General features: G+C 45.4%; 22 protein-coding genes. 10 read left to right on the top strand and 12 right to left on the bottom strand.

Going from position 1 to position 23,302, the window contains the following annotated elements; all coding sequences use genetic code 11:
* Complete coding sequence (locus tag AC9UEY_RS01525; RefSeq protein WP_509536775.1) at nt 1-264, top strand: PLD nuclease N-terminal domain-containing protein; 264 nt, start codon at nt 1-3, stop codon at nt 262-264.
* On the opposite strand, the gene ccsB is transcribed toward AC9UEY_RS01525, so the two are convergent.
* Genes ccsB through AC9UEY_RS01500 form a run of 5 tightly spaced genes read right to left on the bottom strand, consistent with a single transcriptional unit; the run spans nt 261 to nt 4,505 of the window.
* Nucleotides 261-1,151 carry a c-type cytochrome biogenesis protein CcsB gene (gene ccsB, locus AC9UEY_RS01520; protein WP_509536772.1) on the bottom strand — a complete coding sequence of 297 codons (891 nt, stop codon included), beginning with the start codon at nt 1,149-1,151 and terminating at the stop codon, nt 261-263. The two genes, AC9UEY_RS01525 and ccsB, sit on opposite strands and share 4 nt — an antisense overlap.
* Nucleotides 1,152-2,624, bottom strand: a complete 1,473-nt coding sequence (resB, locus tag AC9UEY_RS01515; protein ID WP_509536769.1) for a cytochrome c biogenesis protein ResB — start codon at nt 2,622-2,624, stop codon at nt 1,152-1,154. It abuts the gene before it with no gap.
* Nucleotides 2,624-3,349: a cytochrome c biogenesis CcdA family protein gene (locus AC9UEY_RS01510; RefSeq protein WP_509536766.1), complete on the bottom strand. Its 726-nt coding sequence runs from the start codon at nt 3,347-3,349 to the stop codon at nt 2,624-2,626. The genes resB and AC9UEY_RS01510 overlap by 1 nt, the downstream gene beginning before the upstream one ends.
* On the bottom strand, nt 3,346-3,882 hold the full coding sequence (locus AC9UEY_RS01505; protein ID WP_509536763.1) for a TlpA family protein disulfide reductase: 537 nt from the start codon (nt 3,880-3,882) through the stop codon (nt 3,346-3,348). The genes AC9UEY_RS01510 and AC9UEY_RS01505 overlap by 4 nt, the downstream gene beginning before the upstream one ends.
* Nucleotides 3,882-4,505 carry a histidine phosphatase family protein gene (locus tag AC9UEY_RS01500; RefSeq protein WP_509536760.1) on the bottom strand — a complete coding sequence of 208 codons (624 nt, stop codon included), beginning with the start codon at nt 4,503-4,505 and terminating at the stop codon, nt 3,882-3,884. Before AC9UEY_RS01500 ends, AC9UEY_RS01505 begins: the two co-directional genes overlap by 1 nt.
* Before the next feature lie 50 nt (nt 4,506-4,555).
* Here AC9UEY_RS01500 and AC9UEY_RS01495 point away from each other — a divergent pair, with 50 nt between their 5' ends.
* Genes AC9UEY_RS01495 through AC9UEY_RS01480 form a run of 4 tightly spaced genes read left to right on the top strand, consistent with a single transcriptional unit; the run spans nt 4,556 to nt 10,272 of the window.
* Complete coding sequence (locus tag AC9UEY_RS01495) at nt 4,556-5,317, top strand: HAD family hydrolase (protein WP_509536757.1); 762 nt, start codon at nt 4,556-4,558, stop codon at nt 5,315-5,317.
* Nucleotides 5,318-5,363: 46 nt separating this feature from the next.
* Entirely contained in the window at nt 5,364-7,559 is a 2,196-nt protein-coding gene (locus AC9UEY_RS01490; protein ID WP_509536754.1) for a helicase-associated domain-containing protein, read from the top strand.
* A gap of 9 nt (nt 7,560-7,568) precedes the next feature.
* Entirely contained in the window at nt 7,569-8,630 is a 1,062-nt protein-coding gene (locus tag AC9UEY_RS01485; RefSeq protein ID WP_509536751.1) for a M20/M25/M40 family metallo-hydrolase, read from the top strand.
* On the top strand, nt 8,623-10,272 hold the full coding sequence (locus AC9UEY_RS01480; RefSeq protein WP_509536749.1) for a DNA repair helicase XPB: 1,650 nt from the start codon (nt 8,623-8,625) through the stop codon (nt 10,270-10,272). Before AC9UEY_RS01485 ends, AC9UEY_RS01480 begins: the two co-directional genes overlap by 8 nt.
* Here the strand turns inward: AC9UEY_RS01480 and AC9UEY_RS01475 are convergent.
* The gene (locus AC9UEY_RS01475; RefSeq protein WP_509536746.1) at nt 10,235-10,486 is read right to left on the bottom strand and encodes a glutaredoxin family protein; all 252 of its coding nucleotides are present in this window, start codon (nt 10,484-10,486) and stop codon (nt 10,235-10,237) included. The two genes, AC9UEY_RS01480 and AC9UEY_RS01475, sit on opposite strands and share 38 nt — an antisense overlap.
* A gap of 96 nt (nt 10,487-10,582) precedes the next feature.
* Between AC9UEY_RS01475 and AC9UEY_RS01470 the strand changes: the two genes are divergently transcribed.
* On the top strand, nt 10,583-12,958 hold the full coding sequence (locus tag AC9UEY_RS01470; RefSeq protein ID WP_509536744.1) for a fibronectin type III domain-containing protein: 2,376 nt from the start codon (nt 10,583-10,585) through the stop codon (nt 12,956-12,958).
* Nucleotides 12,959-12,961: 3 nt separating this feature from the next.
* Here AC9UEY_RS01470 and AC9UEY_RS01465 read toward each other — a convergent pair whose 3' ends face one another.
* From AC9UEY_RS01465 to proC, 3 genes are read right to left on the bottom strand one after another with little or no spacing between them, the layout of a single operon-like run.
* Nucleotides 12,962-13,060, bottom strand: a complete 99-nt coding sequence (locus AC9UEY_RS01465) for a 30S ribosomal protein bS22 (RefSeq protein WP_009612566.1) — start codon at nt 13,058-13,060, stop codon at nt 12,962-12,964.
* Between the two features lie 50 nt (nt 13,061-13,110).
* A complete protein-coding gene (locus tag AC9UEY_RS01460) occupies nt 13,111-14,301 on the bottom strand; it encodes a hypothetical protein (RefSeq protein ID WP_509536741.1) in 1,191 nt (396 codons plus the stop codon).
* Entirely contained in the window at nt 14,298-15,101 is an 804-nt protein-coding gene (proC, locus tag AC9UEY_RS01455; RefSeq protein ID WP_509536739.1) for a pyrroline-5-carboxylate reductase, read from the bottom strand. Before proC ends, AC9UEY_RS01460 begins: the two co-directional genes overlap by 4 nt.
* Nucleotides 15,102-15,140: 39 nt before the next feature.
* Between proC and AC9UEY_RS01450 the strand changes: the two genes are divergently transcribed.
* The 4 genes from AC9UEY_RS01450 to AC9UEY_RS01435 are packed head-to-tail and all read left to right on the top strand — an operon-like array spanning nt 15,141 to nt 18,659.
* Nucleotides 15,141-15,953, top strand: a complete 813-nt coding sequence (locus AC9UEY_RS01450) for a DUF3109 family protein (RefSeq protein ID WP_509536736.1) — start codon at nt 15,141-15,143, stop codon at nt 15,951-15,953.
* A 26-nt stretch (nt 15,954-15,979) separates the two neighbouring features.
* Nucleotides 15,980-17,347: a DNA repair protein RadA gene (gene radA / locus AC9UEY_RS01445; protein WP_509536733.1), complete on the top strand. Its 1,368-nt coding sequence runs from the start codon at nt 15,980-15,982 to the stop codon at nt 17,345-17,347.
* On the top strand, nt 17,344-18,195 hold the full coding sequence (locus AC9UEY_RS01440; RefSeq protein ID WP_509536731.1) for an HhH-GPD family protein: 852 nt from the start codon (nt 17,344-17,346) through the stop codon (nt 18,193-18,195). Before radA ends, AC9UEY_RS01440 begins: the two co-directional genes overlap by 4 nt.
* Nucleotides 18,192-18,659: a GNAT family N-acetyltransferase gene (locus tag AC9UEY_RS01435; protein WP_509536729.1), complete on the top strand. Its 468-nt coding sequence runs from the start codon at nt 18,192-18,194 to the stop codon at nt 18,657-18,659. Before AC9UEY_RS01440 ends, AC9UEY_RS01435 begins: the two co-directional genes overlap by 4 nt.
* Here the strand turns inward: AC9UEY_RS01435 and AC9UEY_RS01430 are convergent, their stop codons facing one another.
* From AC9UEY_RS01430 to lysS, 3 genes are all read right to left on the bottom strand, one after another.
* A complete protein-coding gene (locus AC9UEY_RS01430; RefSeq protein WP_509536726.1) occupies nt 18,660-21,161 on the bottom strand; it encodes an ATP-dependent Clp protease ATP-binding subunit in 2,502 nt (833 codons plus the stop codon).
* A gap of 135 nt (nt 21,162-21,296) precedes the next feature.
* Complete coding sequence (locus tag AC9UEY_RS01425; RefSeq protein ID WP_509536723.1) at nt 21,297-21,788, bottom strand: amino-acid N-acetyltransferase; 492 nt, start codon at nt 21,786-21,788, stop codon at nt 21,297-21,299.
* A 3-nt stretch (nt 21,789-21,791) separates the two neighbouring features.
* A complete protein-coding gene (lysS, locus tag AC9UEY_RS01420) occupies nt 21,792-23,297 on the bottom strand; it encodes a lysine--tRNA ligase (RefSeq protein ID WP_509536722.1) in 1,506 nt (501 codons plus the stop codon).
* Between the last annotated feature and the right edge of the window lie 5 nt (nt 23,298-23,302).

Genomic DNA, 23,302 nt, shown 5'->3' with positions numbered 1-23,302 from the left:
ATGTCACGGATTCTTCCACTCATCTTGGTCTTTGGGTTAACAATTTATGCGTTAATCGATTGCGCACGAACTGATGAATCCCAGATTAAGACTCTTCCAAAATGGGGCTGGCTACTTTTAATTATTATTCTTGGCCCACAGGCACTTGCAATTGGTCCCATTGCATATTTAATTGCTGGAAGAAATAAACCAAAGGGTGGCAAGGCTCCTAAGCGACGCATCTTGCCGCCAGATGATGATCCAGATTTCTTGGGAAAGCTTTAAAGGCCTGAGTAGGTGTGCTTTCCACTTCCCCAGATATTGACGTACACATAGTTAAACAAGAATGTAGAACCTGCAAATAAACATAGCCATGCAGCTCTGCGTCCACGCCAACCAATAGTTACACGAGCATGTAAATACGCTGCATAGGCAACCCAAGTAATGAATGCCCATGTCTCTTTTGGATCCCAACCCCAATAACGACCCCAAGCGCTCTCAGCCCAAATTGCTCCTGCAATAACTGAAAAAGTCCACAATGGAAATACAAATGCGACTAGTCGATACGAGAGTTGATCCAGAACTTCTAATGAAGGAAGTCGCTTGGCCCAGGCTGTTCGCTCACCTTTTGTTTCCATTTTATCTAGATACAGATAAGCTGCTGCAATTACATTTGCTAACAAGAACACGCCACCTGAAATAATTGCAGTAGAAACGTGAATAACTAACCATGGTGACTTTAGCGCCGGTACTAATGGTGCACTTGGCACATACAAAACAGTTACAGCGGTACCAATAGTTAGCAATACTGAAATCGAAACAAGTAGGCCTAACCAACGTAGATCATATTTACGGAGCGCACCAAGATATGCGCCAGTAAATGCAAGTGCACCTGTAATTGAAAACTCATACATGTTTCCCCACGGCACGCGACCTGCTGAAATTCCACGAGCAATTACACCTGCAAACAAAAGAATGAAACCTAAAACCATCATCGCTGTAGCGATGCGTGCCACTTTTTCGGTGCGCTTGTAATCCAGGGTTTTTGTAGTGTCATTGGGGACTTTTACCGCCCATGCTGTCTCTATTGCATGAGCTAAAAATGACAATGTGTAAACAGCCATGGCGGAGTAAATGAAATAGTTTGAAGCAAAAGCCCACGAACGTGACATCTATTTCTCTCCCTTTAGCATCCGAACAAACTGTTCCATTTCAACATCTAGCCCTGGTGCACCATTTTTGGCTAATCCAGCAACTTCTACTTGTGACTCAACTCGAATCCAAATACGACGTCTGCGCGTAAATAGTGAAGCGAGCAATCCAAGGATGGCAACGATACCGCCCAGCAATGCGAACTTCTTTCCAGGATCTGCAACGAAGTTAAGGTTGACCCATTGGAGATAGCCTTCAAATCTGATTGATCCGCCTGGATACTCAAAGGTTTCCCCTGGCTTCAGAGATTTAAGACCGACTTGCAGCATCTTTGAGGTATCGATTCTGTACACAGATTGAGGAACACCAGAGTCCAATCCAAGATCACCAGCCCATGCTGCCAACAACAACCGTGGATCTAGCGCCTTAGGGAAAGCACTCAATGCGCCCCCGCCATTTGCATCACGAACATATGTCGGAACAAAAGATCCAACAAATCCAATCTGTGGGACTGCATCTGGAACTTTGATCGCACCGATTGATCGAAGATTTAAATCTTGTGGCAAGAACGGGACAGGGCCTTGGAAAGCAACATCACCCTTGGAATCTCTAACAGTTACAACAGGTGAGTATCCATTAGCTTGTAAATAAATTCGCGTACTCCCAATTGTCAGTGGGCTATTAACCTTAATAACTTTCTTCTCTACAACTGAAGAGTCCTCGCGAAGTAGTGAAACATCTAAGGTGTAATCCTCTGGTGCACTAGTTTTCAAGTTGTATTGTGCAACAAATTTATCTGTAGTCAACATAAAAGCTGGCAGATTTGCATCTTTATACAATTTTCCATAAGTCAATGTGTCATAACTAGTTGGTGTATTAACAAATCTTTCACCAACATTAATGATTGCTTCACCACGCATGCCAAACAGTGAACTAAAACTAATTCCTAACAAAACAAGGATGAGTGCTAAGTGGAAAAATAGGTTTCCAGTTTCTCGCGTAAAGCCCTTTTCGGCCGAAATAGATACATCTTTTTCTAAGACTCGAAAATGCTTTGACTTAAACCATGCGCGAGCCGCATCTAACTCTGTTCCATTAGCTATCCATGTTGAATGATGTTCCATTCGCGACAAGTTCTTAGGTGTTGCGGGCGGAAAAGCGCGCGCGGCATGAAAATGCTCAATTGTTCGAGGCAATACACAGCCAATTAAAGAGATGAATAAGAGGATATAGATGGCGCTAAACCAGGGTGAACCGTAGACGTCAAATAGATAAAAACGATCCATCCAGCGCGCAAGCTCTGGCGAATCCTTAAAGTACTGACCTACTTGTATTGGATTTTGAGTGCGTTGAGGCGCCAAAGAGCCAGGAATAGAGGCAACTCCGAGCAGTAACAAAAGAATTAACGCCGTGCGCATGCTCGTTAATTGGCGCCATGCATAACGCAAAACACCAACACTATCTAGCTCTGGAAGCTCGGTTTGTTGACTCATCAAATCACCGGAATGAAATCAGAGATTAGTGAACGCATTGAATTTAAAAGCTGGTTCCAGAAACCAAGAACCTGAAGGACGCCGATTGTAATCAAGAAGATTCCACCGATTTTTGAAATGAGATCGCCTCTGCGGTAAATAATTGAACGCAACTTGGCAGATTTATCTAGAGATAATCCTGAAAGGATAAAGGGAAGTCCTAGACCTAGGCAGTAACCAAAGGAAAGCACCGCTCCCCGCACCGCACTTGATTCTTGGAATGCCAGAGTCTGTACCGCGGCTAATGCCGGTCCAATGCATGGTGTCCATCCAATTCCGAACAACACACCAAGTAAAGGTGCACCTAGCAGTCCACCGGTTGTTCGCATCTTTGGTCGAATAGTTGGTGAAAAAGGAAAACGTCCGTAGAAAATAAATCCTAAGAAAATTGTTATTACGCCAAGAATTCTAGAGATTATTTCTTCGTTGGCAGAAAGTTGATTTCCCAAACCACCAAAGACTGCGCCGTATGAAACAAAAACCGCGCTAAAGCCTAGAACGAATAAAAGTGAGCCTAAAAAGACTTTGCCTCTGCTTACTGAAAATCCAGCGGCAAATGAAAGATAACCAGGCACCAATGGCAAAACACATGGTGACAAGAAAGAAACAATTCCTGCGATAAATGCGAAAGGAAATGCTGCTACAAGAACACCCGAAAATATCTGCTCTACAAAGAACTCTTTCATTCGGCGCTCACCCTTTCAATCAGCTTGGTCAGCGAAGCAACGGTAACCACGCCTGAAATGCGTGCGGCTACACGTCCTTGCCTATCCAGAATTACCGTCGATGGGATGGCATTTGCCGGCAATGAACCCTTAAATCCAATCAAGATGGAGTCATCAATAACTGTTGGATAAGGGATTTTAAATCGACGTTCAAACGCTTCGGCGTTTGCAGGATTATCACGGGTTAAGATTCCAATAAACGCAACATTTGTATATTTGTTTGCCAATGAAACAAGTATTGGTGCCTCAGCCCGACACGGTGAACACCAGGATGCCCATACGTTAACAACGGCAACCTTGTCTTTTGTGTATGTGTAATTAGTACCAGACAGAGTTAATCCAGTGATTGCTGGAGCAATTTTTCTATCTTCAATCTTTATGAATGTTATTGATCCATCTCCTGAGACAAAACTTTCTTCAGCCGAAGATGTTCCGCCCCCGCTACACCCGGTCAGTGCAATTGCTAATGCAATCAGGAGTGAAAATTTCTTCATTACTTATTTTCAGGCAATAGGTGACGTGCTGGCTCAGAATAGGTTAGACCTGAAATAAATCCCTCATCATCAAAGTGAACACTGGTGACAGATGCAAGTGTGCACTCGCGTTTGCGAGGATCGTGTAATAGCCGACGATTTGTAATCGCACTTCTCAAAATCCAGATCGGTAACTGGTGTGAAACGCAGATTGCGTCTTTCCCATTGGCTGCATCCCGAGCTGCAAAGATTGCTGCAAGCATGCGAGTGATTTGTTTATCGTAGGGCTCACCCCATGATGGCTTCCATGGATTCCATAAGTGCTTCCATGCTGCAGGATGGCGCAAGACGCCATCACCGACACCGAATGGTTTTCCTTCAAAAATATTTGCGGCCTCAATGAGACGTTCATCAGTAGTAATAGAAATGTTGTGGGCAGCGGCAATAGGAGCAGCTGTTTCTTGAGCGCGTTGCAAGGGTGAAACATGAAGCGCGCCTAAATCAAGAGTCTTAGACCACTCAGCAATTGTGCGAGCCATCTCTTGTCCTCGATCAGATAATCTCCAACCGGATTGGCGACCATACAAAATCTTGTCAGGATTATGGACTTCTCCGTGGCGGAGCACATGCACTGTTGAACTCATTGGTAAAGCATAAAGCGTTCCTAAACCCCGTCTATCGGTAAGGTAGTGACATGGCACTCACAGGTAAACGAGCGGCCTTCTTTGATGTCGACAACACGCTTATACGTGGCTCAACCATTTATTTCTTGGGCCGCGGCATGTACCAGCGCGGTTACTTCACCAAGAAGGACATTTCACGTTTTGTATTAGCTAACCTGAGATTTCGCTTAACAGGAAAAGAAAACAAAGAAGAGATCGCACGTTTTCAATCTGCCGCAACCGACTTTATTGGCGGACATAACGTCAAAGACATTGAGGCGATTGCGCAACAAATTTATGACGAGTTTGTTTCTCCTGCAATGTGGCAGGGAACAATTGACATTGCCCAAACACATATTGCAAATGGAGTTGAAGTTTATTTAGTTACCGCTGCGCCAGAAGACATGGCTACATTAATTTCCGCCAGACTCGGTTTAACTGGTGCTCTTGGTAGTAAGGCTGAAATCAAAGATGGTCTCTACACCGGACAAATGAATGGTGCTCTACTGCATGGAAAAGAAAAAGCGGTCGCAGTTCGGGAGTTAGCAGAGAAAAAGGGATTTGATCTAGAGAACTGCTTTGCTTATTCAGATAGCAGCAATGACCTACCGTTACTGCAATGTGTTGGCCATCCATCGGCAATTAATCCGGATGCGCTGCTGGGCTTGCGTGCAATGGCTGAAGGTTGGCCTATCCATGACTTCCGTCGCGCCAGATTTATTGGTCGTGCTATTTCGCCAATAGTTGTCCGAATTGCAGCTCTTGGAACATGGCTGACCCCGCGTAAGCGATGAAGTGAATTAACAAGAACAGGTAATTTGCCAGTAATGTAGGCAAGTTATGGAAATGCGCTCCTTCTCTGACTACCTACGTAGTGTTGATGATGCTGCCCTTTTAGATTTATTCACCGCACGTCCAGATCTAGTAACTCCCGTTCCCCCAGATATCGCCTCGCTTGCAGTGCGTGCTTGTTCTGCACCAAGTTTGGCAAGAGCAATCGATTCACTCAATCAATGGCAGTTTCAAGTGTTAGAAGCAACAGCATCCTTAAATGAACCCTTCTTAGAAAAAAGCGTCGTAACTCTCACAGATAAAGAAGCAAAAGGTGCTTTAGAGCATTTGGTACGGATTGGTCTTGTCTATCCATCCGATGATGGAATGCGCTTGCCAACACAGTTACGCGATGTAATTGGCACAGAACCTGCAGGCTTAGGGCCAGCTTCAATGGCAAAGCTAAAGCTCAGTGAATTAGATGATGCACCAGCAGATGCTAAGAAAGTTTTAGAACGATTGATATGGGGCCCTCCGCGCGGAAGTGTTGGAGATATTAAGAATCCTGGACCCGGAGTGACTTGGTTACTTGAAAAGAAGTTCTTAGTCCCACTAGATCAACGAACTGTTATCTTGCCTCGTGAAGTTGCGATTGCATTACGCGGTGGAAAGATTCACAAAGAGCGTTTTATTACACAACCACCGCTGAGCGGTGCAAAGCGTGATGAACGACAAATAAACCTTGCCGCAATAGCCAATGTCTCAACAGTCCTGCGCTGGGTTGAAGAGCTGCTTAATTTTTGGGCCGATGAACCCGCAGATGCACTACGTGCTGGTGGTTTAGGAGTTCGTGATCTCAAAATTATTTCAACACACTTAGGTGTTGATGAGTCCTGCACAGCATTTGTTACTGAACTTGCATACCTTGCATCATTAATAAGCATTGATGCTGATGACCGAATCCTGCCAAGTAATAAATTTGATATCTGGTTAATGCAAACACCTGCTGATCGCTGGCAGATGCTAGCATCGCAGTGGTTAATAACCTCACGAGTTAGCGGATTAGTTGGCCGAGTAGAAGCAAAAAATGTTGCAGCACTTGGCCCTGAACTAGATCGAGTAAATGCTGCGCGCGTACGTGCTTTAACTCTTGAACTATTACGGGAAAACGAAGGCATTGCACCTGAATGGAATAGCTTCAGAGAGGTCTTGTCATGGCGCACACCAGTGCGTCGTAACTCATCACTGCAGGACGAACTCGCGGAATGGACCCTTCGTGAGGCGGAATGGCTAGGAATTACAGGCCAAGGCGCACTCTCTAAGTTCGGTACCCAATTTCTTGATGGTGATGATCTAAGTTCCATCAACGAAGATCTACCAAAGACTGTTGATCATATTTTGATTCAAAGTGATAACACCGCAATTGCACCGGGCCCACTTGAACATGAGATTTCGCAAGCACTTGCCATGATGGCTGAGATTGAAAGTCGTGGCGGTGCCACTGTTTATAGATTTACAGAGGGCACAATTCGACGCGCTTTAGATCACGGTAGGACGGGCGATGAGATAAAAACATTCTTGATTAAGACATCAAAGACACCAATGCCGCAACCACTTGAATATCTCATTGCAGATGTTGCAAAAAAACATGGCAAGTTGCGTGTTGGAAACACATCCTCGTTTATTCGTTGTGAAGACACCGCCTTAATTTCACAGATCATGAATGACAAAAAGCTTGAAATCTTGGCCTTACGTCGTATTGCACCTGAAGTTGTCATCTGTGACATGGATGCAACAGATGCAATGCGCCTACTGCGTGAATGTGGTTATCTACCTGCAGGTGAATCTGCAAATGGAATGATTTTGACTGGACCAAAATCTAACCGTGCATTAACAAAGCCTCGCCCTCCACGCGTAATTGGAGAAGTTGAGATTCCCGATACCGAAAGTTTAAAGACCGCTATTCGTGCATTACGTACTGGTGAAAAATCAACCTATCGCCAAACTCGTTTGCGTCAGGTGGCAAGCGAAGCGTTAGGTCAGCTTCCTCGCACAACTGCAAATGAAACAATGGATACTCTGAATCAATTCATTATTGATGAGAAAACCCTTTCAATTGGATATGCCGATAACAATGGCGGAGTAACCCATCGAATAATTGACCCAATTCGCATTAGCGCAGGCGCCTTAATCGCACGCGATCATGCAACGGGTGAGGTCCAATCCTTCAGAATTCCACGCATTACTGGCGTGGCACCGCTATAGACTTATCCCATGTTGGCAGCCCTTGAAGCTTTAGTTAAGTTGGAATCACCAACTGAAGATCTAGATGCCTGCCGCGATGTTGTTCATTTAGCAAGTGACATAGCAACTAGAATCTTGGGCACTCCTGCAGAAATTCGCGAAGTAAATGGGCGTCCAGTTTTTTGGTGGGGTGCACCTAATCCTGATGTTGTTGTTCTTGCCCACTTAGACACTGTGTGGCCTAAGGGATCTTTTCAACCTTTGTGGAGCGTTGAAGGAACAGCAGCTCGCGGGCCAGGAATTTTTGATATGAAAGCTGGATTTGTTCAGGCGTTATATGCCATGAAGGGAATTACAGGAAGTGCGGCATTGATTGCAACTACAGATGAAGAAACAGGTAGTGCGACAAGCAAAGATTTTATTAAGGAAATTTCTGTCAAAGCAAAAGCAGTTTTAGTTATAGAGGCAACACTTAACGGTAAGGTCAAAACTGGTCGCAAAGGCACCGCGATGTATCAAGTGAAGATTCATGGCAAGGCATCACATGCAGGCCTTGAACCTGAAAAAGGTGTGAACGCTACAACCGAAATGGCGCATGCTGTTTTAGCAATTACAGCAATGCAGAATCCAGAACATGGAACAACGGTTGTTCCAACAACACTTCGCGCGGGTAACACGACCAACACCGTCCCAGACCTTGCAGTCCTAGATATTGATATCCGTTCATACTCAATGGATGATCTAAAACGAGTTGACGCTGCTATCAAGGGCTTAAAGCCTATTAATGCTGCGAGCCGTTACGAAATTACTGGTGGATTTAATCGTCCTCCTTTAGAGACAACTTCAACTATGGCCCTCTATGAACGCGCAGAGAAAGTCGCTAAAGCACTTGGAATGCCACCACTTGGCCATGCATCAGTTGGCGGGGCAAGTGATGGCAACTTTGCAGCCGCAGCAGGTGCACAAGTTCTAGATGGGCTTGGTGCAATTGGGGATGGAGCCCACGCAGCACATGAATGGGTAGACATCAGTACCCTTGAAGATCGCAGCAAGTTATTACACGCGCTAATAAAGGATTTACTTAATGACTGATGGTCCACTGATTGTTCAGAGCGACAAAACGCTGCTGCTCGATATCGACCATCCACTGTCCACTGAATGTCGGCGAGCAATTGCTCCATTTGCCGAACTAGAGCGAGCACCAGAACATATTCATACATACCGATTAACATCACTTGGTTTATGGAATGCCCGTGCTGCAGGACATGACGCGGAACAGGTTATCGACACATTAATTAAATACTCCCGCTACGCAGTCCCCCACTCAATTCTTATTGATGTTGCCGAAACAATGTCTCGTTATGGACGCCTGCGTCTTGAGATGGATCCTGTCCATGGACTAATTCTTATTACGACTGATACAGCCGTTCTTGAAGAAGTAATTAGAGCAAAGAAGATTGCTCCACTACTTGGTGCACGAATTGATCCTGAAACAATTACCGTTTTACCTAGTCAACGTGGACAAATCAAGCAGTCACTACTTCGTCTTGGTTGGCCAGCAGAGGATTTTGCAGGTTACGTTGATGGCCAGGCTCATGAGATTTCATTGGTGCAAAAGGATTGGAAAATCCGTCCTTACCAAGAACTCGCAGCTGAAGGTTTCTGGCATGGCGGTTCTGGTGTGGTTGTTCTTCCTTGCGGTGCAGGTAAAACTATTGTGGGCGCTGCTGCAATGGCACATGTAAAGGCCACAACTTTAATTTTGGTAACAAACACAATTGCTGCACGTCAATGGCGTGAAGAATTGTTGAAAAGAACAACCCTTAATGAGGATGAAATTGGTGAGTACTCAGGGGCAAAGAAAGAGATTCGCCCTGTAACGATTGCCACATACCAAGTGATGACTCAGAAAAAGAATGGTGTTTATGCGCACTTGGATCTCTTTGATTCATATGACTGGGGTTTGATAATTTATGATGAAGTGCATCTACTGCCTGCGCCAATCTTCCGCTTTACCGCAGATATCCAATCACGCCGCCGCCTTGGACTAACAGCAACTTTGGTTCGCGAAGATGGCATGGAAGGTGAAGTTTTCTCACTGATCGGTCCAAAGCGTTTTGATGTGCCGTGGAAGGAAATCGAAGCACAAGGCTATATCGCGCCAGCTGAATGTATTGAGGTTCGAGTTAATCTCACCGAAACAGAGCGTTTAGCGTATGCAACTGCTGAGCCAGAAAACCGTTATCGCAACTGTGCAACAACTCGCACAAAGCGCGAAGTGGTTGAAGCTTTGGTAGAAAAACACGCAGATGATCAGGTATTAGTAATTGGCCAATACATCGATCAACTTGATGAGTTATCTGAAGTCCTAGGTGCGCCTCTGATTAAGGGTGAAACCCCTATTAAAGAGCGAGAAATACTGTTCAATAAATTTAGAACTGGTGAAATTAAATGTTTAGTTGTTTCAAAGGTAGCTAACTTTTCAATTGATTTACCTGATGCAACAATTGCAATTCAGGTATCTGGAGCATTTGGAAGCCGTCAAGAAGAGGCGCAGCGCTTAGGACGCATCTTGCGACCAAAGTCTGATGGACGTACCGCAAAGTTTTATTCCGTAATTTCTCGAGACACTATCGATCAGGATTTTGCACAGAACCGTCAGCGCTTCTTAGCTGAACAAGGTTATTCATACAAAATTATTGACGCTGACGATGTTTTTCAAGGGAAGATTTAAACCGTTCTGGATCTACGCGCCAGAAATCATGATGCACTCCATCAATTTGAGTAACAGGAATCTTCTCACCATATAGTTTTTCTAACTCTTCATTTCCATCAATTAATATCTCTTCGATTTCAAAGTTAAGTTCATCCCGCATTGATTGCAAAAGCTTTAATGCATCCTCGCAGAGATGGCAACCAGTTCGGCCATAAATTGTTACCACGGTCATTGATTACCCCTTTCTTACCTGTTAATTCACTTAGAGAATTGGTAATTCCTACCCCTGACCTTAAACCACGCCCGATGCCCTGATAGCGTTCGGCTCATGCTGCGTTTGAACAGACTCTGGGCAATCACCTTTGCTGGTGCGCTTGCTGTTTCCATTCTTTCTGCGCCATCTGCCCCAGCTTTAGCCTTTAAACAGATCCCTGCAACTAATTGGGGTTACATATATGCAGGAACCGATCCTGTTACAACTACAACAGCCAAACCTGCGGCAAAGAATCTAGAGTTTAAATCGAAGTTTGACGTTAAATACAACAACTTTCCGGATTGGGCTAAAAAAGAAGTTCAGGCTGCAATTGATGTGTGGTCAGCAAACTTTAAATCAACAACTGTGATTACTGTCGATGCATCATGGGGACGTTCAAGCTCTTGGGGTGTTCTAGGTAGTGCTCGTCCCGGAAGTTTCTTTTCAGCATTTTCTGGTGCACCTGATCCCTCACTGTGGTACTCATCAGCTGCTGCAAATGCTTTAGCGGGAAAAGATTTAGATAAAGCAAATCCTGAAATAATTATTCAAGTTAACTCTGGCGCAACCTGGAATACTCGTGGAGATGGAGTTCCAACTTCTTCTGAATACGATCTTGAATCTGTTTTCATTCACGAACTTGGACACGGGCTAGGTTTTCTTTCTAATGACGCATACGATCCTTTTTTCGAATTAGGTAGTTTGGATCAACCAACACCCTTTGACGCATACCTACAAACAGCAGATGGTCGTCGCTTAGCAGATCTTCCAACGCCATCACGAGAATTAGGAACTGCACTTACCTCATCTTTAGTGTGGTCAGGTCCTCTTGGAATTAAAGCCAATGGCGGAGTTAAGCCAAAGATGTATACACCTTCGCGTTACCAATCTGGATCATCAACCTCGCACTTAGATGAAGATACTTTTTCAAAATCTGGTCTTGATTCAGTTATGACTCCAAGTCTTGATCCGGGTGAAGTTTTTCGCCAACCTGGCCCACTTCAATTGGCAATGATGGAAGATATGCGCAATAAACCACCTGTCGGCATTGCAACAGATCTTCCACAGTCACCACGCAATGCTCAGGCATTCACAGGCGATTCATCTGCACTTGTTTCATTTGATCCACCGGTTAATTTGCGCACCGCACAAATTAGTGAATACATTGTTAAGAACTTAAAGACTGGCCTTGAGAAGAAAGCTCTTTCTAGCCCAGTGTTGATGGCTGGATTAAAAAACGGCACTTCATACAGTTTTTCAGTTGTAGCAAAGAATGCTTTAGGTGTGTCAGATGCTGTAACAACTAAATCTGTCATCCCACAAGCGGGCTGGAAAAGCACTGTCCTGGATACTGCAGCTGATGGTAAGAGTGTTGCAAGTACAACCTTTAACGGACAGCCAGCAATTGCCTACACAGATACAAAAAGTGGCGACCTAAAGCTTGCAACCTTTGATGGCAAAGCTTGGAAGAAAGTCACTGTTGATGGGGCTGGCGGAAGCAGTGGTCGCACAACGGACACAATTTCTGGTGGTATTTCTATGTGTGTGAATGGCAGTGGAGTTAAGCAAACACTCCATATTTTCTACAGTGACTCAACTGAAAAAGATCTCCGCTATGCCACATATAACGGTAAGAGCTTTGCTATTGAAGTGGTTGATGGCAATGGTCCTGCCGTCAATGAGTACACGGACTTAGTTCGTGTGCGCACATCTAGTGATGTAAACGTGGCAAATGCGTGCGTCGCTACAACAAGTACTGTGCAGGTCTTTTATCGAGATGAAAGCCAGGGAGTGCTTCTTGGTGCCATAAAGAGTAAGTCTGCTGCTTGGAAATATGAACTTCTAGATGGCGATCGTAAAACAGATGGCCGCACTACTGGTGACGTCGGATTCCATTTGCAGGCAATCTTTGATGGTTCAAAAACATATGTTGCATATGATTCAGTTGTCTCAATGAATCAGAAGAAAGAAATCACATCCGGTGCAATCCGTATTGCGACTCGCACTGGCATTGAACCAACTGGATGGGCCTATCAAACACTAGATCTCTCAACTGATGATGCTTCTGTATTTGGATTTGATGTTGCGCTTGCCAAGGTAAATGGTGATGTAATGGCTACATGGTTAGCTGCATCAACTGCAACAGCACCAAAACCTAATCAAGTTCGTTGGGCACTATTAAGCGATCCAACAAATATTTCAAAGTTAACGACCGAAAATTTCGGAACTCCCGGCGAGTACCTGACAACTGATGGAAAGACAATTATTTTTAACTGTCAGGACAGATTGTGTGCTCTAGATACGAGCAAAAAGGATTTAGGACAAGCTGCAATACGTTTAGTAAGCAGTACCCAAGGCTCTGAACCTACTCAGAGCGCTTGGGTAACTGTTAATAAGATTAAATATCTTCTTGCCACGGTTAACGGCAAGCTTGCCCTTCTAAAGCCGTAATTATTACTTCGCGTTACGGCGCTGAATGCGAGTCTTCTTAAGAAGCTTCTTGTGCTTCTTCTTCGCCATGCGCTTGCGTCGCTTTTTAATTACGGAACCCATATGTCACGCTCTCATTTCATAAGTTCGCACTGAGTGTGCGGGGAATTAGGTTACCGCGGAAGTAGGGTAAAAATCGAAACCGATTCTGTGCTCGAAGTAAGGGCTAAAACCCCAAACTCCTTGGAAATGAGTAGCCCAAGCACTTCTTTCTGCCCTATGGGGCCACTATCGGCTGCAGTGATGAGCCCTTTAGAGTCAAAGGTGAGCAATAACGGTGTTGGAGACTTGGGATTCCAATTGAGTTGTGCAACTGCGCCGGTAGAAATGAAGATCACCTGAGTAGCAGATGCAGAAAACGTTGGACCTGTTGAAGCAAAGCGATAGCTCCATGATGGCGCATAAGCAAGAGAAAACTTTGTAATCGCTGACTCAGTTTTACCGCCTGCTACAACTTCACCCGCAAGCAGTAATGAATTCGATGCGCTATTCCAGATGCGCTTTCCCTTTGCAACCGAACTGCGTACAACAGAAGTTATCTTCAAAGCCTTTGATACCTTCACCAAAATGCCATCAGTTATTCCGGCAACTTTCTTCCCAGCCAAAGTTTCCGCACTAGACCCAGCAATAGTAAAACTTCCATCACCATGTCTTGCAACTGCATCTGCTGTTGTCGATACTGCACCGATCTGCAACAACTTTGAGAACGCACCGGCGGTATCTGCATTTGCTAGAAAGCCGGCATTACCTTTCTCATTAGCAATAATTCCAACAACAGATGCTCCATTTTTATCTACTGCAATTGCAGTTGGAAATAGCACAGAACTAGTTGGCAAGGTATTTGTAAACAACAATGCACCTGCTGCACTTACCTTCCAAATAGTTACGGCTTGTAAATCGCCAATGAATACAGATGGCGGAATAACTGCATTATCTGGATTTACTGGAGTAGCAGTTGATGCAGGTGGAATTGCACCCAAGGCAAGTGGTGTTGCACCAGCAATCCAAATATCTCCTGCTGAATCAACAGCAGCAGATGTTGCAACTGATGCTACAGATTGATCCAAGGTTAAGTTCCACAGCTCTTTACCCGTCCTATCAATTGCCCGGGCATATGCCTTTGAGCTTTTAGTACCAAAAATAATTATTGATTTACCGCTAACAACTGCTCCACTTACTTCATCTGGCGTCCCAATTGTCGTTAACAATTGCATTGGCTTAACGCTGATTTTCTTAGGTGCAGCCTGTGAAACTGGAGCAATAACTAGTAATGCAAGTACAACGAATGCTACAAAGCGTTTCACGCTAATTCCTGCGAACGATCGCTAGCCGCCTTCATTGCCGCAGCAACCATAGAGTTGAGCTCACTTGAACCAAATGAGGCGAGCGCGGCAGCGGTTGTGCCATTTGGACTTGTCACATTTTCTCGCAGAGTTGTTGCACTCTTACCTGACTCATCTAATAACTTCGCAGCACCAATAATTGTTTGAACTGTAAGAGTTGTTGCATCGGCTTCGCTGAGGCCAAGTTCTTTGGCACCTGCAACCATTGCCTCAACGAATGCAAAAAAGTAAGCAGGTCCAGAACCGCTAGTTGCCGTAACTGCATCTTGTAGATCTTCGGCAACTTCAATTACCTTGCCGGTTGCCGCCAAGAAGCCCAGAACAAATTGCTTGTGTGCAGGTGTAACGCCTGGACCAAAAGATGCTGCAGCCATTCCCGCACCCACCATTGTCGGTGTATTGGGCATAACGCGGACAACAGGGTTGCCAGTACCTAATCCATTGCTAATAAATGAGATTGTCTTGCCCGCTGCAAAGGTGATTACAACCGCGGCAGAGTTAATTGAACCCTTGATTTCTTCAAGTACTCCAGCCATATCCTGAGGCTTAACCACCAATAAGAGAGCATCTGCTGCTGCAACATTGGATGCCAATGGTGCTTGTTTGATTGAGTACTTTGCAATCAGCTCTGCGCTTCGATCTGCACGCTTTTCTGAAATTGTGATCAACTCTGGATTAACACCAGATGAAATCAATGCAGCGATCAAGGCTTCGCCCATAATGCCGACGCCAACAACTGCAACCTTTGATTGCTGATCCATGTAACAAGCCTACCTGTTATGCCTGTAGGCTCTACGACTATGTCAGAAGTTAAAGCTGGATTTGCGCGTGATTGGGTTGAATTTTTCGACCCAAATGATGCTGAAACTATTTTCAAGTGCGACCTAACCTGGTTGACCTCGTATTGGACTTGTATTTATGGTGATGGCTGCCAAGGTGTTTTTAAAAGCCAGCCATTTTCTGGATGTTGCACCGAAGGTGCGATGTATACAGATAAGGCAGATGAAGAGCGCACAGTTAAAGCTGCTGCTTATCTAACTCCTGAAATGTGGCAGTTCTATAACGAAGCCCGTCCAAAGAAGCCTGGCGGAGATTTACGAATCTCTGAAAAAGATGAAGATGGCGAACGCAAAACTCGTCGCGTTGAAGATGGTTGTATCTTCTTAAACCGTAAAGCTTATGAAGCAGAAGGTTTCACAGGATCATTTGGTTGCGTACTTCACCATGTTGCACAACGCGATGGAAAGCACTTTGCAGATACAAAGCCTGATGTGTGCTGGCAGTTGCCATTACGACGTAGTTTTGAAACTCGCGAATATGGCGAGCGCGAATACTCAGTAACAGTAATCGGTGAGTACGAACGCCTTGCATGGGGCGATGGCGGAGAAGATTTTGACTGGTACTGCACAAGCAACAGTGATGCTCACGTTGGAACAGAGCCTGTGTATATCTCTAACAAGTACGAGCTGGAACTGTTGATGGGTAAAGATGCATACAACGAACTTGAGCGCCTATGTCACGCACGCATGGAACACATCCGTGAGTCCACAGCCCGCAACTTGCCACTATTTGTCATTCAGCATCCAGCAACATTGGCTGCCCAGAAGAAATAGTCAGTGCCTTGTCATAGGGTTACCTCATGGCCAAGGTTGAAAAAGATCCGTTCCGCTGCACAGAGTGCGGTTGGACATCCCAAAAATGGGTTGGTCGCTGCGGTGAATGCCAAGCATGGGGCGTTGTTGAAGAGATTGCTGCGCCTAAGAAACTCTCACTTGTTGCAGGAAATGTAACCGCGAAAGCAACTCCGATTGGCGATGTTGATTTATCTGCAGCCCATGCACGTCCAACAGGTGTTTCAGAGTTAGATCGCGTTCTTGGTGGTGGATTAGTACCAGGTGCTGCGATTTTATTAGCGGGCGAACCAGGCGTTGGTAAATCAACGCTTTTACTTTCAGTTGCCGCACAATCTGCAGCAAAGGGCATTTCAGCACTTTATATAAGTGGTGAAGAATCTGCCTCACAGGTGCGACTTCGCGCAGAGCGCATCAATGCAATTGATCCACAACTATTTCTTGCATCCGAAACAGATCTTGGCGCAGTAATTGCCCACGTTGATTCTGTTAAACCACAACTACTCATCATTGACTCAGTACAAACTATTGGAAGTGCTGCAGCAGATGGCGCACCTGGAGGAGTTACACAGGTTCGAGAAGTTGCTGGTGCGTTAATCCGCATCTGTAAAGATCGTGACATCACACTACTTCTTGTTGGACATGTAACCAAAGATGGCTCAATTGCAGGTCCAAGACTTCTAGAACACATCGTTGATGTTGTTTTACAGTTTGAAGGAGAACGTCATTCGCGCCTTCGTTTAATCCGTGCAATCAAGAACCGCTTCGGTGCATCAGATGAAGTTGGATGTTTTGACTTAAGTGACACCGGAATTGAATCTGTGCTTGATCCAACTGGACTATTCACATCACGTCACGCAGAACCTGTGCCAGGCACATGTGTAACCGTCACTCTTGAAGGTCGCAGGCCACTGCTGGCAGAAATCCAAGCACTAGTCTCTGCAGGACGTGAAAATGATTACGGAAATGCACGTCGCGTTGTTTCGGGTCTGGACTCAGCTCGCACATCAATGACTCTTGCTGTTCTAGAACTACGCGCAAATGTTCGAGTTGGCGGCCGCGACGTCTATGCAGCAACTGTTGGCGGTATGAAAATGACTGAGCCTGCCGCTGATTTAGCCCTTGCTCTGGCCGTTGCATCTGCTGCAAAAGGTCTTGCTCTGCCTTCAGATTTAGTAGCAATCGGTGAAGTTGGATTAGCTGGTGAAATTCGCAAGGTCAGCGGAGTTAATCGCAGACTTCAAGAGGCATATCGTCTTGGTTTTAAGCGCGCTCTAGTTCCAACCGGATCAGACACAAAGATTGACGGCATGGAGATCGTTGAGGTTTCACGTCTTGATGCCGCTCTAAAACGGGTAAAAATCACCGGCGAATGAGTTCTTTAGAAAAACCAATTCTTACCTGGTTTAAAAAGAACAAAAGAGATCTACCGTGGCGAGACACATCCCCGTGGGGTGTAATGGTCAGCGAATACATGTTGCAACAAACCCCAGTGAATCGCGTTCTTCCTAAGTGGAATGAGTGGATGGAACGTTGGCCAACTCCTATAGATTTAGCCAAGGCAACACCTGCTCAAGTTATTACTGCTTGGGGACGTCTTGGATATCCACGCCGTGCATTACGACTTCATTCTGCAGCACAAATCATCGCTGAAGATTTCAATAACACCGTGCCAGAAGATCAAGAGACACTTCAGCTCTTGCCAGGTATTGGTGAATACACCGCTGCTGCTATAGCCGCTTTTGCATTTGAACAAAGATCACTTGTTATGGATGTGAATATCCGAAGATTACTGGTGCGCGCCATTGATGGTGAAGAGCATCCGAAGCCAGCTCCGACTGCTCGAGAGAAAGCTCGCAGACTTGAAATTCTTCCAACCAAGAACGCTCACCTGTGGGCTGCTGCAACCATGGAGCTTGGCGCACTTGTTTGCACATCAAAAAATCCCTCGTGTGAACTCTGCCCGATAATTAGTCAGTGCAACTGGCGCAAGAATGGTTATCCAAAAACAGATCTAGTTCGTAAATCTCAAGATTGGCATGGCACTGATCGCAAATGCCGCGGAACAATTGTTCAAGCATTACGCGAGAATGAATCACTCACAGAATCAGCGATAAAGACGTTGTGGCCTGAAGAATCACAGGTCGAAAAAGCATTGAAAACATTGACTGATGACCTACTTATTCAAAGACTCCCCCGTAATCGCTATAGACTGCCGCAATGATTCGTTACGCAACCAAAGCGGATATTCCCCGCATACATCAGCTGATTAAAGATCTAGCTGAGTATGAAAAAGCACCTTTGGAAGCAAAAGCCACAGTTGAACAAATCGAAGAGACAATCTTTGGAGAAAACCCAGTTGCCTACTGCCACGTTGCAGAAGAAGATGGTTTTGTAGTCGGAATTTCTATTTGGTTTCTCAACTACTCAACATGGGTTGGCAAGCCTGGAATTTATCTCGAAGATCTCTATGTTGATCCCGCTTATCGCGGCAAGGGTTACGGTTTAGCTTTCCTTAAAGAATTAGGAAAGATTTGCGTAGAACGTGACTACGAAAGATTGCAGTGGTGGGTTCTGGACTGGAACCAACCAAGCATCGACTTCTACAAATCCATAGGCGCAGTGCCCATGGATGGGTGGACTGTGTATCGCGTTAGCGGAGAAGCACTTAAAAAACTAAGAAGTTAATTAAGCAGTTGGTGATTCAGCAAGATCTTCAGGAGTATCAGGCGTAGCAACCTTTGGTGCTCCTACAAATGTGAATTTTGCTTCGGCACCCTCTCCTTCAATATCAACAACGATGATCTCGCCAGCCTTTAGCTCGCCAAACAAGATTCGCTCTGACAATCCATCTTCGATCTCACGTTGAATAACACGACGCAGTGGACGTGCTCCTAGAAGTGGATCGTAACCACGCTCTGCAAGAAGATCCTTAGCAGCAGGAGTGAGCTCGATGCCCATGTCCTTTGACTGCAAACGATCATCAAGATTTTTCAGCATGAGATCAACGATCTGAATGATCTGAGGCTTAGTCAACTGGTGGAAGACGATGATGTCATCAATACGGTTGAGGAACTCAGGGCGGAAGTGTGACTTAAGTTCATCACTAACCTTGCCCTTCATGCGCTCGTAATTAGTCATATCGTCATCGCTGTTAGCAAAGCCAAGCCCGAGTGACTTAGAGATATCACGAGTACCTAGGTTTGTTGTCATGATGATGACAGTGTTCTTGAAATCTACTCTTCGGCCTTGTGAATCTGTTAGATGACCTTCTTCTAAAACCTGTAGAAGTGAGTTGAAGATATCTGGGTGTGCCTTTTCGATTTCATCAAAAAGCACAACAGAGAATGGACGACGGCGAACCTTTTCAGTCAGCTGTCCACCCTCGTCATATCCAACATATCCTGGAGGTGCGCCGAACAAGCGTGAAGCGGTGTGACGCTCTGAGTACTCAGACATATCAAGTTGAATCAACGCATCTTGATCACCGAATAAGAATGCAGCAAGTGTGCGTGAGAGTTCAGTCTTACCAACACCTGAAGGACCAGCGAAGATAAACGATCCACCTGGACGGCGTGGATCTTTAAGACCTGCGCGGGTTCGACGAATCGCTTGTGAGAGCGATTTAATCGCTTGGTCTTGTCCGATGACACGGTTGTGTAATTCATCTTCCATGCGCAGCAGACGTGCTGTCTCTTCTTCGGTTAACTTAAAGACTGGAATACCTGTTGATGCAGATAGAACCTGAGCGATGAGTTCTTCATCAACCTCAGTGACCTTATCTAGATCAGTTGCTTTCCAATTCTTCTCAGCTTCTTGCTTTTCAGTGATAAGAGTCTTTTCCTTATCACGAAGAGTTGCTGCTAATTCAAAATCTTGACCATCGATTGCAGACTCTTTTTCTTTGCGAGCGTTTGCGATCTTTTCATCAAACTCGCGAAGCTCTGCGGGTGCTGTCATGCGCATAATGCGAAGACGTGAACCTGCCTCATCAATAAGGTCAATTGCCTTATCTGGCAAGAAACGATCTGACACATAGCGATCTGCAAGGTTTGCAGCTGCTGCAAGTGCGCCATCGGTGATTGAAACACGGTGATGTGTTTCGTAGCGATCACGAAGGCCCCTCAAAATCTCAATTGTGTGCGCAACAGAGGGCTCTTTAACCTGAATTGGCTGGAAGCGGCGCTCTAGGGCTGCATCCTTTTCAACATGCTTGCGGTACTCATCAAGAGTTGTTGCACCAATTGTCTGTAGCTCACCACGTGCAAGCATTGGCTTCAAGATGCTTGCTGCATCAATTGCACCTTCTGCAGCGCCTGCGCCAACAAGAGTGTGAATTTCATCGATAAAAAGAATGATGTCTCCGCGAGTTTTGATCTCCTTAAGCACCTTCTTCAAGCGCTCTTCGAAATCTCCACGGTAGCGGCTACCTGCAACAAGTGCACCTAAATCTAATGAGTACACCTGTTTATCTTTCAAAGTTTCTGGAACATCGTTCTTATAGATCGCCTGTGCAAGACCTTCAACAACAGCTGTCTTACCAACACCTGGCTCACCGATGAGAACTGGGTTGTTTTTGGTGCGACGTGAAAGAACTTGCATAACACGTTCAATTTCATTCTCGCGGCCAATAACTGGATCAAGCTTTCCTTCGCGGGCAGCTTGTGTCAGGTTTCGACCAAACTGATCAAGTACCAGCGATGTTGATGGTGTGCCCTCTGCAGGTCCGCCAGTTTGTACAGCTTCTTTTCCTTGGTATCCAGAGAGAAGTTGAATAACTTGTTGACGAACACGATTGAGATCTGCGCCAAGCTTCACAAGAACTTGTGCGGCCACTCCCTCACCTTCACGGATCAAACCAAGAAGAATGTGTTCTGTGCCAATGTAATTGTGACCTAACTGCAACGCTTCACGAAGTGAAAGTTCAAGAACTTTTTTCGCGCGCGGAGTAAATGGAATGTGACCACTTGGAGCTTGCTGACCTTGTCCAATAATTTCTTCAACTTGTGCGCGCACGCCTTCAAGTGAGATGCCTAATGATTCAAGGCCCTTAGCTGCAACGCCTTCACCTTCATGGATTAATCCCAAGAGGATATGTTCAGTACCGATGTAGTTGTGATTGAGCATGCGTGCTTCTTCTTGGGCCAGCACAACAACTCGGCGGGCTCTGTCGGTAAAGCGCTCAAACATGGGCGGTGCTCCTTTGGGTCGATCTTTGATTAAGCCTAATACCTGCAGGCCTACGCTCGCGAGGTGGATTGGATCTGAGTTTTACACCCCCAAATATGGCGGGGTTATGCCCGAAAATGGACTAAATCTAGGTTCCTATAGCTTCTTGAGCATTCGGGTATTTCCCAGGGTATTGGGCTTTACCGACTCAAGATCCAGGAACTCAGCTACACCGGCATCGTAAGAGCGTAGGAGTTCCTTGTATATCTCTGGCTCAACCGGTGTTCCCTCGATGACTTCAAAACCATGGCGTCCAAAGAACTCCGTCTCAAAGGTCAAACAAAAGATTCGCTCCACGCCAATATTTTTCGCACGATCAATGATTGATTCAAGGATTTGATGACCAACACCTTTACCGCGAACCTTTTCTGACACTGCAACTGTACGAACCTCTGCAAGGTCTTCCCACAAAATGTGTAGTGCGCCGCAACCAATTACTTCATTGCCTTCAACGGCAACAGTAAATTCTTGGACGCTTTCATACAAAGTAACAGTTTCTTTTGTAAGCAGACGACCTTGCGGTGCATAGGAGTCAATTAATTGACGAATGCCCTTAATATCACTAGTGCGTGCTAGACGAATCTCCATCGATTAATCAATTTCTGGTTTAACAAGTGGGAACAGAATTGTTTCGCGAATTCCAAGACCAGTAAGTGCCATGAGCAAACGATCAACGCCCATTCCCATTCCACCAGTTGGCGGCATTGCAAACTCCATTGCGCGCAAGAAATCTTCATCTACTTGCATTGCTTCAAGATCACCCTTTGAGCCAAGTGTTGCTTGTTCAACTAAACGATCGCGCTGAACAACAGGATCAATTAACTCTGAGTAGCCCGTTGCAAGTTCAAAGCCGTCAATGTATAAATCCCACTTTTCAGCAACACCCGGTAGCTCGCGGTGTGCGCGAACAAGTGGTGAAGTATCAACCGGGAAGCCCATAACAAAAGTTGGTTCAATTAATTCATGGCGTGCAACATTTTCGAAGATTTCTTCGGCAAGCTTTCCGGTAATCCACTTAGGATCAATCTTCATACCTAGCTTTTCAGCGATCTTCTTCAACTCTGCAATAGGGGTAAGGGCTGTAACGCTCTGACCAACACCATTAGAAATAGCGTCATATAAGGAGATCTGCTTCCACTGGCCACCAAGATCTGCCTGGCGTCCATCATGGTGTGTAACAACATGTGAACCAGCAACTGCCATTGCCGCGTTCTGAACAAGGCTGCGAGTTAAATCAGCGATTGACATCCAATCGCCATAGGCCATATAGCTCTCGATCATTGCAAACTCTGGAGAGTGAGATGAATCAGCGCCTTCATTACGGAAGTTACGGTTGATTTCAAATACTCGCTCAATACCGCCCACAACACAGCGCTTTAAGAATAGTTCTGGCGCAATACGTAAGTACAGATCCATGTCATAAGCGTTAGAGAAAGATTTGAATGGTCGTGCAGCTGCCCCGCCATGTATTACCTGGAGCATTGGAGTTTCGACTTCAACAAAGTTTGCTTTATCAAATGTGTCGCGCAAGGACTTCATGACAGCTGGGCGCATGCGTGCATTACTACGTGCCTCAGGGCGAACAATTAAATCCACATAACGCATACGAACACGAGTCTCTTCAGACATCGGCTTGTGATCATTTGGCAATGGGCGAAGTGACTTTGACGCCAAAGTCCATGAATTAGCAAGGATTGAAAGTTCTCCGCGCTTTGAAGTAATAATCTCGCCCGTTATAGAAACGATATCGCCTAAATCAATATCTGCTTTCCATGAATCAAGAACTTCTTGGCCAATCTTGTCTAATGACAACATGGCCTGAAGTTCTGTTCCGTCACCTTCGCGCAACGTTGCAAAGCACAACTTTCCTGTGTCGCGCTTAAAGATGATTCGCCCTGTTAGAGATTCAATATCTCCTGTTGCAACATCAATTTCAAGACCAACATACTTCTCACGAATTTCAACAAGAGATTTTGTGCGAGGCACAGAGACTGGATATGGCTCAATGTTGCGCTCTAATAATGAGGCGCGCTTTTCACGTCGAATACGGAGCTGCTCAGGCAGATCCTCTTCAATCGGTGGGTTTTCTGTGCTCATAGGAT

Source organism: Candidatus Planktophila sp., assembly GCF_040402275.1.
GTDB lineage: Bacteria > Actinomycetota > Actinomycetes > Nanopelagicales > Nanopelagicaceae > Planktophila.
The sequence above is the reverse complement of the archived record's forward strand: the minus strand, read 5'-3'. Positions and strand labels throughout refer to the sequence as shown.